This is a genomic window from Paractinoplanes lichenicola (assembly GCF_016785085.1).
Taxonomy (GTDB): domain Bacteria; phylum Actinomycetota; class Actinomycetes; order Mycobacteriales; family Micromonosporaceae; genus Actinoplanes; species Actinoplanes lichenicola.
On record NZ_JAENHO010000007.1, the window covers coordinates 324,624 to 336,902 of the forward strand.

The following is a 12,279-nucleotide window of genomic DNA, read 5'->3' on the forward strand; positions in this document are numbered from 1 at the left end:
ACCCGGTGGCTGCCTCGTTGATCTTACGAACCGCGGGTGAAACCGGTCTTGTCCGCGTCCGTGATCTCGCGCAGGACCCGAGCCGGATTACCCACGGCGATGACGCCCGCCGGCACCGAGCGTGTCACGACGCTTCCCGACCCGACGATCGAGCCGGTCCCGACGGTCACGCCCTGGTTGATCGTCACGTCACCGCCGATCCAGACCCGGTCCCCGATCACCACCGGCTTGGCGTAGCAGCCCCCGGCGGCCCGCTCGAACGAGTCGATCGCGTGATTGCTCGTATAGATCCCGACCCGGGGCCCGAACAACACGTCGTCACCGATCGTGATGCCGCCGCCGTCCAGCATCACGCAGTCGAAGTTCGCGTAGAAGCGGTCACCCACGCTGATGTTGAACCCGAACTCGCACCGGAACGTCGGCTCGAAGTGACAGCCCTTGCCCACGTCCCGCAGCAGCCGCCGCAGGATCGCCTCCCGCACGTCCTGCGCCTGCCCGAAACTGGCGTTGTACTCAGTCGTAAGCAGCACTGTCCGCTGCCGGGCGGCGAGCAGTTCGGGAGTCAAGTCGTCATACATCGATCCCGTCAACATGTGCCGGCGCTGCTCCTCGAGAGTCACAGCTCCTCCTCGCTCGGACCGCTCCTGTGGACAACCCACGGAAGATCAACCCCAGGATGTCGTATCCCGGCCCCGACGATCGATCTTCGATGAGTGCGGACCATGCGTGGTCGCGTCGGTTCCGCTCAGTCGTGGGGGAGGGCCAGACGCATCGCCGGGTCGGCGGTCCGGACGAACCCCTGAGAGACGTAGAGGGGTTCCGCGGCGGAGGTGGCTTTGAGATCGACGACGAACGCCCCTTCGGCGGCGAACCATGCGAGGAGCGCCGCAGTGCAGGCGCGAGCGTATCCGTGACGTCGGTGCGCCGGGTCGGTGGCCACATTGAACATGTACCCGACCAGCCCCCGCGGGTTACCGGGCCCACCCAGCCGCTCCTCGATGATGCCCACAGCGCTCGCCGCGAGCGCGGCACCGGTGCGGAGTGACCGCTCGGGCTGGTCCACGACGAAGCCGGCCATCGTCGGTGACGCCGCGGACAGCCGGCGGACAAGGATTTGCCGTGAGGCGTCGCGCCACCCGTTCTCGTTCGACGCGGCAGGGATGCCGAACAGCAATCCCCGCAGCCGCACCAGCTCCGCCGCGTCCTCGACAGTGGCCCGCCGCACGTTGATCATGCGGAGACACTATTGCCGACACCCAAACACTGACAGTCGATTTCCGACCGCTCGACGCCCGGCCGCCCACCGGGCCCGGCCGCCCACCCGGGCCCAGCCAGGGGAGCGTGGCATCGGACAGGCGATCGCCGGGTGACGAGGTGATCGGCAGCGGCTGACCGGCCAGACCGTCGAGCACAAGAAGCGGCGTGGTCAGGAAGCCAGGCCGAGGCCGCGGCGGCCGGTGGTGTTCAGGTCGGCCTCGGTGAAGCGGTTCTTCCAGTCGCGCTCGTAGTGTTCGGCCGGGAAGTCCGAGGGGCTCGAACCGGTCAGGAAGGCCTCGCGGACCGAGGACGCGTACGCCTCGTTGCGGGGGCACCACGGGGCGGCGGGGATGTACATGACATTGCCCCAGCCTTGCTGGTCCTGGACGGGGGCGACGCTGTGGATCATGTCGCAGTGCCACCAGACGGAGTCGCCCGCCTGCACGTCGGGGATGCCGGCCAGGGCCTCCATCAACAGGCCGTGCCACTTGTCGGTGGCCGGGAAGACCTGGTTGACGGTCACCCCGCACATCTCGTCGTCGGGGACGTCGCTGAGCAACGGGCGCAACATGAGGTAGGCCATCGCGCCGGGGATCGGCACGGTGTGCAGGACGCCCTGGTCGTGGGCCATGTCGGAGAGCGCCGTCCAGCCCTGGAACGTACGGAAGGCCGAGCACATGGTGGACCCGGGATATTGCGGGCCGGAGGTGCGGTGGGCGGCGTCCCACGGGTCGTACTTCTCCACAGAGCCGTCGAACAGGTGCCGGAACGCCTGTTGATAAGCCTGTGTCATCCACAGGTCGAGCGTGCCCGGGTCGAGGTGGGTGCCCAGCCCGGCCGAGTCGGCGCCCTCGGGACGGCGGCGGATGCGGTCGGGGTAGAGCGAGTCGCGCCCGGGGTCGAACCACTGGGTGCCGTCGTCCGAGGTGTGCTTCCACTGGCTGTTGAGGAACGCCTGCACATGGGCCATGCGGTCGCTCTGCCGGGCCTCCATCTGGGCGTGCGACCAATAGATCGGGTAGATCTCGGGCTTCGAGCCGACACTGCCGAAGAAGTCGTCGCCGGGGCCGCGGTAGTTCTCGAAGAACTCGTTCTCCTCGACGTATCGCACGATGCCGGCGTCCCAGCCCAGGGCCTGCTCGCGCGGGAAGTGGCCGCGCACCACCAGGCAGCCGCGCTTGCGCAGCTTGGCGACGTCGGCCGCGCTGACCGTGCCGGCCTCGATGTCGGCGTAGGAGATGACCGGCCACACCGCCTCGCCCCGGGCCTTGGCCGCGGCGATCTCGGCCACCTCGGCCGCCACGTCACGCTCGGCGACGGCGAAGACCTCTTCCACCGTACGGCCGGAGGCGTTGATCTGGGCTCGCAGAGCGGTCTTGATCTCGCGGATCGCCCCGGTCAGATCGGCGGGCGTCTCCTCCCAATGGGGGAGTGGCATGGCGGGCCTCCTTCTAGTCACGTCCCTTAACTAGAAGGACGGTAAGGCCCCGCGGCCCTTCTAGGCAAGAGCCCTGACTAGAATGGCACCGTGGATCCGGCCCGGCCCTCGCAGGAGATCTTGCGGACGCTCACCGACGAGCACGTCCTGCGCGCCCTGATGCGCCATCGGCTGCTGACGCGCGCGGAGTTGTCCACAGAGACCGGCATCTCGAAACCCACAGCCGGCGAGAGTGTGCGCCGCCTGACCGAGGCCGGCCTGGTTGTGGACACCGGCCGGCGCACACCGGGCGGCCGGGGCAAGGGCCGCGTCGGCACCTACTACTCGCTGGCCCCCGGAATCGGGACGGCGCTCGCCGTGAGTATCGCCCCCGAGGGCGTAGTGGCCGAGCACATCGACGCCTACGGCGACCTGATCGCCCGCGCCGAGGCCGCGGTGGGCCGCCCCGCGCGCCCGGACGACGTCGCTCAGGCCCTGGCCGAAGCAGTGGACGAGGTCTGCGGCCACGGCTTTGCGGGCCGGGGGGATGGCTCGGTGGGAAGCGGCGCCGGAGCGGCGACGGCAAGCTGGAGTGCCGACCACGCGGTGCGGCCTCGGCTGGCCGTGGTCAGTGCGGCGGATCCGGTGGATCGGCACAGTGGGCGGCTTCTGCAGTTGCCGGATGCGCCCTTCCTGCTCGGGGAGATCGACCCGGTGGCGGTGCTGGCGGGCCGTGTTGACGGGCTTGTTCATGTTGATAACGACGTCAACTGGGCGGCCGAGGCCGAGCGCAAGGCCGATCCATTGGACGACTTCGCGTACGTCTATCTCGACGAGGGGCTCGGTTGCGCGATCGTCAGCGACGGCGAGGTGCGGCGCGGGCATCACGGGCTGGCCGGCGAGGTGGCGCACCTCATCACGGTGGGGCCGGGTGGGGTGGCGATGCCGTTGATCGAGGTGTTCGGGCTGCTCGGATTGCGGCGGGCCGGTGGCGCGACGGCCATCGATGTCGACCTGCTCCTGGAGAAGCGGCCGCCGGAAGTGGTCTCGGCGGTCGGCGGGCTGATCGCGGCCCTCGGCACGCTGATCGACCCCGAAGTCATTGTCATCGGCGGACGCTGGGGGATCGGCCTCGTCGACGACATCGCCCAGGAGGCGGCGCGGCTGCCCCGAAACGTCCAGGTGCGGGCGGCGGCTGTGGACAACGAGCCGTCGCTGTCGGGCGCCCGGGCCGACGCCCTCGACAGGGTGCGCGAACTCATCCTCAGCCGCTGACCAGCGCGGCCGGGGTCAGGTCCGGGGTGGGGTCAGGCGGCGATCAGTTCGGGGATGCGGCCGAAGAGCTGGGTCGTGTAGTTGACCATTTCGTGGAGCATCCAGTTGCCCGAGAAGAGCAGGGCGCCGCAGACGGCGGCGGCTTTCGGGACGAAGGACAGGGTGGCTTCCTGGATCTGGGTCACCGACTGGAACAGCGAGATGGCGAAACCGATGGCCAGCGCCGTGAGCAGAACCGGGGCACACATCTTGGCCGCGATCGTCATGGCTCCCAGACCCAGCTCGATAATCATCGTGTCGGTCATATCTCCCTCTTCGGGTGAGGGGTTGCGCGACCGAGTGCAAGACGGTTGCAGTTCGGTGAGACCGGCCGGAAATCCTCAGGTTCAAACCACCGAAAACGTGCCGGGAAGGGACGCCCGGCCCGTCAACGCCCGCAGCACCACCGGGCCGTCACCCAGGGCCACCGCGATCTTGGCGGCCAGCAGCGTCGCCTCGGAGGCGGCAGCGGGGTCGAACTCGACCGGCACATCGGCCGCGAGCGCCACATCCGTCCCGTGCACGACCAGCTCGAACGTCCGGGTCGGGAGCCAGTCGCGGACCCGCATGCCGCCCACCGGTGTGGACACCACATCGTCGTCGCCGACCGCGGCCAGGGCCTGGGTCGCCCGGCCGGCCAGGGCACCGGCGTCGTCGATCGAGGCGGCCGAGTCGTGCGCGTCGACCTCGGAGGCGGCGAGCGCCGCGGCGTAGACCTCGGCGGGCACATCCCGTACGAAAGCGAAATAACCCTCCGGAGCGGCGACGTTCACCGGCGCCGTGGGAGTGCCCAGAACCGTGGGAACCTGGACGAGCGCGGAGCTCAGCGTGTGCCCGATCAGCGCGCGCAGGGACCAGTCGCCGAGGCCGGGGCCGTCGAGGCGGTCGGCGGGCACCCGGCCGACGAGGTCGACGAAGGTGACGGCGGCGGAGCGATACGTCCGGCGGTAATCCACCCCGACAATCTAGTCAGGGTCACGACTCCCCATCAGCCCGGTGACGCCCACCCGTGTAGTCGTGATGCGCCGTGTCCTCAGCGCCAGCTCCGTGCCGCGCCCGATACGCCCGTTCCTCTTCCGCGGCCGACGCCATCCCCGGCTCAGCATGCGAAGCCCGCGAAGGGGAAGCGGGCGCCGAGGGGTGAGAGGGCGAAGGGGGCGAGACGTGGGAACCCGGCGAGGCGTGCGCAGGAGGCGGTGACGGCGCGGCATGCGAGGCGGGCGGCGCATCGGAAGCATGCGCAGGCGACGGCGTCTGCAGTTGCGGCAACCCGGACGGCCGCGGCGGCCGGGGCGCTGCTTCCGCCGGGCTCTGACCCAGCCCGGACGGCGGCGCCTCCGGAAGCCCCGAAGGCATCCCCGGCGACGGCCCGCCCGAGGCGGCGGCACGGGACGCCTTCGGGGCCGGCGCCGACGGGTCGAGCGGCGCCGGCGGCGACGGATAAGGGTGCCGCTCCGACGTGACGGCCGCTTCCTGCCCCGCGTACGGCTTGGAACTGTGCTCTTCCTCCATGCGCTTGAGCCGGCTCCGGGCCCGCCGCCGCGCGGTCAGGGCCACCGCCAGGCCGACCGCCGGCGTGAGGAAGACCAGCCACGTCATGAACGGCTCGTCGGGCGCGGCCACCATGAGATAGCCCGCGTAGCCGAGGAAGGCCAGGCCCAGCAGCACGTCGAGCGCGCGCAACACCAGGCCCTGGCCGAACCCGAACACGGCGAGGATGAGGAACAGCAGTCCCGCGGCAGCCAGCGACCCGGCGTACCCGAGAAACTCGGCGTCCGACATCAGGCCATTCTCGTCTGATTTGGGAGGTTATCGGTGCCATTTCTGATTGAGCCACCCGTTGCAGTCCCAAACCTGCACCTTCGTCCCGTTCCGGGTGCCGCCCGCGATGTCCTCGTCGAGGCAGCGGCCGTCGTGCCGGTTCGTGATCGTGCCGTCGGCGTTGACGTTCCACTTCTGGTTGAGCCAGCCGTTGCAGGCCCAGAGCTGCACCTTCGTGCCGTTGCGGACGCCACCGGCGATGTCCTCGTCGAGGCAGCGGCCGTCCCACAGGCTGCGGATCGTGCCGTCGCTGTAATGCCGCCATTGCTGGTTGCGGTTGCCGTCGATGCACTGCCACGCCTGCACCTTGGTGCCGTCGTGGGTGGCGGTCGAGATGTCGGCGTCGAGGCAGCGGCCGTCGTGGTTGCTGATGAACAGCAGGGACGGCGCCGCCTGTGCCGGTGCGGCCGGGCCGACCAGGGCCGCGACCAGGGTGAATGCGGAGAATACCGCGCGCATGAGAGCCTTCTTCCACGAAGATGCGGGCGGGGGGTCGACTCACAGTAGGCGCGTTTGCGCACGTCCGAAGCGGGAACGCCGATCCGCATGAGTCTTCACCGGTTCGTGCAAGCCCAGGAGGGCGTCTTCGAGGACGCGAAGGCCGAACTGGAGTCGGGCCGCAAGCGCACGCACTGGATGTGGTTCGTCTTTCCGCAGCTCGCCGGTCTCGGTTCCAGTTCCACAGCCCAGCTGTACGCCATCAAGGACCTCGACGAGGCGAAGGCGTACCTGGACCACCCAGTGCTGGGCGAGCGCCTCCGCACTCTCACGCAAATCCTGTTGAAGACGGATAAAAGCGCCAGTGAGGTCTTCGGCTATCCCGACGACCTCAAGCTGCGGTCGTCGATGACCCTCTTCGCCGCCGCGGCCGCCGACCCGACCCCGTTCCAGCAGGTCATCGACCACTTCTACGACGGCCCCGACCAGCGCACCCTCGACCTCTTGAAGGGCTGACTAGGCTCGTCGGCGTGCCCCTCCTGACGACCCACGACGAAGCCGTCACCGCCGCCACCGAGCTGGCCGCCGCCCTCGCCCCGGGCGCGGCCGAACGCGATCGCAACGGCGCCGACGTCATTCCGACCGAGGCCCTCGCCCTGCTCGACCGTTCGGGCCTGCTGGCCGTCACGATCCCGGTCGAGGACGGCGGCCCCGGTCTCGGCCCGTTCACGCTGGCCGAGGTCACCCGCCTGATCGCCGCGGCCGACCCGGCCATCGCCCAGGTCCCGCAGGCCCACTTCCTGCTGCTCGACATCCTCGCCGTGCACGCCGGTCAAGACCTCCGCAAGCGCCTGTACGCCGAGGTGCTCGCGGGCCGCCGCATCGGCAACGCCCTCGCCGAGCGCGGCGGCAAACACGCCCAAGACCTCAAGACCCGTGTCGCCGGGGGTCGGCTCGACGGCGTCAAGTACTACACCACCGGCGCCCTGACCAGCGCATGGATCGCCGTCAGCGCGCTCGGCGAGGACGGCCGGCTCGTGCTCGCGTTCGTCCCGCGCGACGCCGAGGGGGTCACGGTCGACACCGACTGGGACGTCATCGGCCAGCGCGCCACGATCAGCGGCACCGCGACGTTCACCGACGTGCCGGTCGAGTTCTCGCTCGACTACACCAGCGCGTACGAGGTGCCGCAGCAGCTCGGCGCCCGCGCCCAGCTCGTGCACGCCGCGATCGAGGTCGGCATCGCCGGTGGCGCCCTGGCCGACGCCCGCGCCTACCTGCGCGACAAGGCCCGTCCGTCCACCGAGGCCGTACGGGCCGGTGCTTCCCGGGCTGTGGACGACCCGCACGTCATGTATCGCTACGGCCGCCTCGCCACCCGCGTCCGTGCCGCCGAGGCACTGCTCAAGGACGCCGCCCGCACGCTCGACGAGATCGGCCGCGTGCCCGCCGACGCCGCGACCGCCGCCGAGGGCTCGCTCGCCGTGGCCGCCGCCAAGGCGTTTGGCAGCGAGGTCGCCGTTGAGGCCGGTTCGGAGCTGTTCGCGCTCTGCGGCACCAGCTCGGCCGCCGCCAAATACGACCTGGACCGGCACTGGCGCAACGCCCGGACCCACAGCGTGCACGATCCCGTCGACTGGAAGTATCACCACCTGGCCGCGTGGGAGCTGGGCGACGTCCAGCCGCCTAACCACGGTCAGCTATAGCCTCGATCTCGTCGGAAGTGAGGGACCGCGAGCGGAACGTCGTGGTCCCCTGATCGAGCAGTTCCCGGGCGGCGTCACGCAGTGCCCCGTACGCCGCCCAGGCCAGCGCGCCACCGGTCGACACCCGCCGCACGCCGAGTTTCGCCAGCTCGCTTACCGGCGGCGCCCCCGCCACAGCCAGCACGTTCACCGGCGCGTCGACCTCGGCCACCACCCGGGCAATGTGGCCGGGCTCCCGCAGCCCCGGCGCGTAGACGACGTCGGCCCCCGCCTCCCGATACGCCCGCAGCCGGCGAATCGTGTCGTCCAGGTCGTCGTGCCCGTAGAGCAGATTCTCGGCCCGCGCCGTCAGCACCACCCCGTGCCGGGCGCAGGCCTCCTTGGCCGTGGCCACCCTTTGCGCGCCCGCCTCCAGCGTTTCGATCTTGCTCGAAGCCGGGTCGTAGTCCTCGATGGACACCCCCGCCGCACCCGCCGCCGCAAGTAACTCGACTGTCTCGGCCACGTCGTCGAAGCAGCGCTCGGCGTCAACGTTGAGCGGAATGTTGATCGCCCTTGTCAACACGTCAACATGAGCGACCAGCTCGTCCCGGGTGACCTGTTGATCGGCCTTGCCCAGCGCGGCCGCCAACCCGGACGACGTGGTCGCCAGCGCCGCGAAGCCGAGCCCCTCCAGGATCCGCGCCGACCCGGCATCCCACGGATTCGGCATGACGAACGTCCCGGATTCATGGAGCAAGCGAAACCGTGTATTCATAAGGACGATCTTAGGTTCCGCGACAACGACTCCAGATCCACCAGAGTCAGATGTCCCGTCGGGGTTGGCTCGTTGAAAATCCGGAAGAACAAAGGGCAGATGTCCCGGCGGGGTGGGGGGTTGCAGACCGTCGCTCCCGCGGGGACCGCGGCGGGCTTCGCTGGCCGCTACGCGTCCAGAACGCGAAACCCACCACGGCGACGTGCGTGAGTGGTGACGCTCGAAAGGCCGAAGTCGTTGGCGGGCGACGCCGGGTGCCCTGCCCGCTGCCCGCCCGCCCGCTGCCTGCCCGCTGCCCGCCCGCCCGCTGCCCGCCCGCTGCCCGCCTGCCCGCTGCCCGCCCGCCCGCTGCCCGCCCGCTGGCTGCCCGCCCGCTGCCCGCCCGCCCGCTGCCCGCCCGCTGCCAGCCCGCCCGCCCGCTGCCCGCCCGCTGGCTGGCTGGCTAATGCGTAACCAGTAGGTTACCCTTCCTGGTGTGGATGAGGTGGCGGCGGCGATCGCGGACCCGGTGCGGCGCGAGATTCTGGAGGCGTTACGCGAGGGTGCGTTGCCTGCCCGTCGCATTGCCGAGCGGTTCCCGATCAGTCGGCCCGCGGTGAGCCGCCACTTGCGGGTGCTGCGCGAGTGTGGCCTGGTCCACGACACGCTGGTCGGCCGCGAACGGATGTATCGGCTGGACACGGCGCCGCTGACCGAGGTCGGCGACTGGATTGCGCGGTTCGCGCCGGCGGCCGGCTTCTGGAATCAGCGGCTCGACGCGTTGGAGACCGAGGTGCACCGGACCCGCCGCGACCGTCGCGCCCGTCGCGCCGAGCAACTCGACGCCCGTCGCGCTGAGCAAGTCGACGCCCGCCGGGCCGATGAGGGGCGTGGCGAAGGGGACGGTGTGCGGCGGGCGGGCAGGGGGCGTGGCGTCGAAGAGGCAGACGTGCGTCGGGGGCGGGATGACTTGCAGGACACACGACTGGAGGACACGGCATGACTAATCCGCCGAGTGGACGGCTTGAGCAGACGAGCAGGGGGCCCGATCTGGTGTTGAGCCGGGCGTTCAAGGCGTCCATCGACGACGTCTGGGCGAGCGTGACCGAGCCCGAGCGGAGCGCGCGGTGGTTCGGGCGGTGGACGGGCGACGAGCCGGGGCCGGGGCGCACGATCAAGGTGCAGATGGCGTACGAGGAAGGCGCCCCGTGGATGGAGATGCGGATCGAGGCCTGTGAAGCGCCGCGGCGGCTGGCCGTGGTGAGCCTGGGGGAGGGGGAGGAGAGCGGCTGGCAGCTGGAGGTGCTGCTGGCCGAGGCGGGGGACCGCACCGAGCTGCGGCTGATTCACCACCTGACGACCACCGAGGGTGTCGGCGAGGTCGGGCCGGGCTGGGAGTATTACCTCGACATGCTGGTCGCCGCCCGTGAGGACGCCGCGCAGCCGGTGTTCGACGATTACTACCCGTCGATGAAGGTGTACTACGAGGCCCTGCGGCCCTGAGCCGGGGCATGCGTTACGGTGCAGCGTCGAGCGTCACGACGAACCGGTGACGGCGGCGGGCTCTGGGGAGGGCGGCGTGACGATGGTCGATCTGGAAGCGGGCGAGACGCGGGGGCACCGCATCGACGCGATCGCGGCGGCCGCCATCGTGCTCACCGTCGACGCCGTGCTGCTGCTCGTGGTGGCCGTGATCGGCGTGCCGTTCCTGATGTTCGTGTTCGGCGACGAGGACGGCACGTGGCAGCGGCTGTGGCCGTTCGCGGCGGGCTGGGTGGTCGCCGTGCTGCTGGCCGCCGCCTGCGCCGCCGCGGTGATCCGGCTGTCCGGGTTCGGGGCCTATTCGATCCGGCGGGCCGGCACGCTGGCCGCCCTGAGCACCGCGGTTGCCGCCGCCGTGCTGGCCGTCGTGTCGATCCGCACCTCGCCCAGCCTCGTGGTGATCGGGTTGCCGTTCGCCGTGGCCAACCTGGCCGCCGCGCTCGTGCTGGCCAGCCCCGAGCGGGCCGTGGCCATGACCGAGCGTTTCACGATCTTCCAGGCGGCCGAGCCGCCCGAGCCGGTGGCCGAGGAGGTCGTCGTCTACGAAGAAGCGGTGGACGAGTCGGCCTACGCCCAGCGCCCCGAGCCCGACCCGACCCGCCAGCGCGACACGATCGACCTGCTGGCCTACGCCGACGCCCGCACCAGGGTCCGCACCCGCCCGGCCCGCTCCCGCGGCCCGGCCGCCATGCGGACCCTGTCCGGCGTCAAGCTCCCGCCCCGGGCCCGCCGCCCCAGAAAGACAGAGCCTCAGACGCTGCGGGCCACCTCTTCGAGCCGGTCGCGATAGGCCACCCACCACTGGGCGTCGGCCTCCGGCATGTTGGTGTTCTTGCTGCTCAGCCCGGCCGCCCCGTCGATCAGTTCGCGCACGACGTCGGCGTGTCCGGCGTGCCGCTGCACCTCGGCCGTGACGTGCACGAGCACCCGGTGCAGCGGAACCTCCCGCGTCTCGGCCGGCCACCACGGCACCGCCCCCAGGCCGTCGAGTGCCCGGCCCGAGATCGTCTCGGCCGCGTGCGCCCAGACCCGCTGGTAGAGCCCCACAATGTCGTCGCGGGTCTCGGACGCCGTCGCCCACATGTCGGCGTTGGGCTCGGCGTCGTCGTCGAGCCACGGCATCGGCTCGGGGAACGGGCGCCCGAACGTGTCGCCGAAGTAGCCCGCCTCGATGATCGCGCAGTGTTTGATCAGCCCGAGCAGGTTGGTGCCGGTCGGCACCAGGGGGCGGCGAATGTCGTACTCGGAGAGACCGTCGAGCTTCCACACCAGCGCATCCCGCGCGGACTGCAGATACTTCACCAGATCGGCCTTGATCGCTGAGTCGTCAATCATGCGCGACAGCATGGCACGCGAGATCAGACTCGGCGGTACGCCCCGAACACCACCTCGTGGTCGATCTGGAAGCCGAGCCGCTCGTAGAGCCGGACGGCCGCCGTGTTCTCGGCCGCCACGTGCAGGAACGGCAGGTCGCCGCGTTCGAGGATGCCCGCCGCGACCGCCATCGTCAGCCGCGCGGCCAGGCCCTGGCCCCGGAAGGCGGGGTCGGTGCAGACCGCGCTGACCTCCGTCCACCCCGGCAGCCGGAACCGCTCGCCGGCCATCGCGACCAGCCGGCCCTCGTGCCGCAGGCCCAGATAGTTGCCGAGCTCGACGGTGCGCTTGCCGAACGGGCCGGGCTGGGCCCGCTCCACCAGGTCGAGCATCTCGGGCACGTCGGTCTCGCCCAGCCGTACGGTCTCGGGGTCGTGCACGCCCGTCATCGTGTGACCGGCCATCTGCACCCCGGGCGTCACCGAGACGGGCTCCCAGCCCGCCGGCGCGTGGATCGCCGGGGCCGACATGAGCGCGCGATCGGTCAGCTCGGCCAGGTCGGCCCAGCCGCGCGGGTCGGCGAAGTCGGCGACGGCGCACCAGGGGCCGATGTCGGACGGGAAACGGGCGGCGTCACCGGACGCCTCGGCGAAGCAGGCTTGCGGCCCGGAGAGGGCGGCCCACACGGGATTCTCCAACACCCCTACGACCCTGCCGTCTCGCGCCCATGACCG

Annotated in this window: 16 protein-coding genes; 6 read left to right on the forward strand and 10 right to left on the reverse strand. The window is 70.9% G+C overall.

Annotated features, from left to right (window positions below):
• Positions 1-23: 23 nt before the first annotated feature.
• The 3 genes from JKJ07_RS25805 to JKJ07_RS25815 all read right to left on the reverse strand — a co-directional run bounded on the left by JKJ07_RS25805 (position 24) and on the right by JKJ07_RS25815 (position 2,695).
• Positions 24-620, reverse strand: a complete 597-nt coding sequence (locus JKJ07_RS25805; protein WP_202994345.1) for a sugar O-acetyltransferase — start codon at positions 618-620, stop codon at positions 24-26.
• A gap of 125 nt (positions 621-745) precedes the next feature.
• Complete coding sequence (locus JKJ07_RS25810) at positions 746-1,234, reverse strand: GNAT family N-acetyltransferase (protein WP_202994346.1); 489 nt, start codon at positions 1,232-1,234, stop codon at positions 746-748.
• Positions 1,235-1,426: 192 nt separating this feature from the next.
• A complete protein-coding gene (locus JKJ07_RS25815; RefSeq protein WP_202994347.1) occupies positions 1,427-2,695 on the reverse strand; it encodes a DUF1479 domain-containing protein in 1,269 nt (422 codons plus the stop codon).
• A gap of 90 nt (positions 2,696-2,785) precedes the next feature.
• Between JKJ07_RS25815 and JKJ07_RS25820 the strand changes: the two genes are divergently transcribed.
• Positions 2,786-3,949, forward strand: coding sequence for an ROK family transcriptional regulator (locus JKJ07_RS25820; protein ID WP_202994348.1), 1,164 nt, complete (start codon positions 2,786-2,788; stop codon positions 3,947-3,949).
• 32 nt (positions 3,950-3,981) lie between these two features.
• Here JKJ07_RS25820 and fliQ read toward each other — a convergent pair whose 3' ends face one another.
• The 4 genes from fliQ to JKJ07_RS25840 form a co-directional block, all read right to left on the reverse strand.
• On the reverse strand, positions 3,982-4,254 hold the full coding sequence (gene fliQ / locus JKJ07_RS25825) for a flagellar biosynthesis protein FliQ (RefSeq protein ID WP_202994349.1): 273 nt from the start codon (positions 4,252-4,254) through the stop codon (positions 3,982-3,984).
• A gap of 81 nt (positions 4,255-4,335) precedes the next feature.
• On the reverse strand, positions 4,336-4,944 hold the full coding sequence (locus JKJ07_RS25830; RefSeq protein WP_202994350.1) for a maleylpyruvate isomerase N-terminal domain-containing protein: 609 nt from the start codon (positions 4,942-4,944) through the stop codon (positions 4,336-4,338).
• 19 nt (positions 4,945-4,963) lie between these two features.
• Positions 4,964-5,770 (reverse strand): hypothetical protein, encoded by an 807-nt coding sequence (locus tag JKJ07_RS25835; RefSeq protein ID WP_202994351.1) that lies wholly within the window; start codon positions 5,768-5,770, stop codon positions 4,964-4,966.
• Positions 5,771-5,797: 27 nt separating this feature from the next.
• Complete coding sequence (locus JKJ07_RS25840) at positions 5,798-6,268, reverse strand: ricin-type beta-trefoil lectin domain protein (protein WP_202994352.1); 471 nt, start codon at positions 6,266-6,268, stop codon at positions 5,798-5,800.
• Between the two features lie 87 nt (positions 6,269-6,355).
• Between JKJ07_RS25840 and JKJ07_RS25845 the strand changes: the two genes are divergently transcribed.
• Complete coding sequence (locus JKJ07_RS25845) at positions 6,356-6,763, forward strand: DUF1810 domain-containing protein (protein WP_202994353.1); 408 nt, start codon at positions 6,356-6,358, stop codon at positions 6,761-6,763.
• Positions 6,764-6,777: 14 nt separating this feature from the next.
• Positions 6,778-7,953, forward strand: coding sequence for an acyl-CoA dehydrogenase family protein (locus JKJ07_RS25850; protein ID WP_202994354.1), 1,176 nt, complete (start codon positions 6,778-6,780; stop codon positions 7,951-7,953).
• Here JKJ07_RS25850 and JKJ07_RS25855 read toward each other — a convergent pair.
• Positions 7,934-8,710 carry an isocitrate lyase/PEP mutase family protein gene (locus JKJ07_RS25855; RefSeq protein WP_202994355.1) on the reverse strand — a complete coding sequence of 259 codons (777 nt, stop codon included), beginning with the start codon at positions 8,708-8,710 and terminating at the stop codon, positions 7,934-7,936. The genes JKJ07_RS25850 and JKJ07_RS25855 overlap by 20 nt on opposite strands.
• Before the next feature lie 475 nt (positions 8,711-9,185).
• On the opposite strand from JKJ07_RS25855, the gene JKJ07_RS50125 reads away from it, so the two are divergent.
• From JKJ07_RS50125 to JKJ07_RS25870, 3 genes are all read left to right on the forward strand, one after another.
• A complete protein-coding gene (locus JKJ07_RS50125) occupies positions 9,186-9,692 on the forward strand; it encodes an ArsR/SmtB family transcription factor (RefSeq protein ID WP_202994356.1) in 507 nt (168 codons plus the stop codon).
• The gene (locus JKJ07_RS25865; RefSeq protein WP_202994357.1) at positions 9,689-10,192 is read left to right on the forward strand and encodes an SRPBCC family protein; all 504 of its coding nucleotides are present in this window, start codon (positions 9,689-9,691) and stop codon (positions 10,190-10,192) included. The genes JKJ07_RS50125 and JKJ07_RS25865 overlap by 4 nt, the downstream gene beginning before the upstream one ends.
• Positions 10,193-10,268: 76 nt before the next feature.
• Positions 10,269-11,021, forward strand: coding sequence for a hypothetical protein (locus JKJ07_RS25870; protein WP_202994358.1), 753 nt, complete (start codon positions 10,269-10,271; stop codon positions 11,019-11,021).
• Here JKJ07_RS25870 and JKJ07_RS25875 read toward each other — a convergent pair.
• A complete protein-coding gene (locus JKJ07_RS25875; RefSeq protein ID WP_202994359.1) occupies positions 10,982-11,566 on the reverse strand; it encodes a DinB family protein in 585 nt (194 codons plus the stop codon). The two genes, JKJ07_RS25870 and JKJ07_RS25875, sit on opposite strands and share 40 nt — an antisense overlap.
• A 23-nt stretch (positions 11,567-11,589) precedes the next feature.
• Positions 11,590-12,246: a GNAT family N-acetyltransferase gene (locus tag JKJ07_RS25880; RefSeq protein WP_202994360.1), complete on the reverse strand. Its 657-nt coding sequence runs from the start codon at positions 12,244-12,246 to the stop codon at positions 11,590-11,592.
• Positions 12,247-12,279 lie beyond the last annotated feature (33 nt).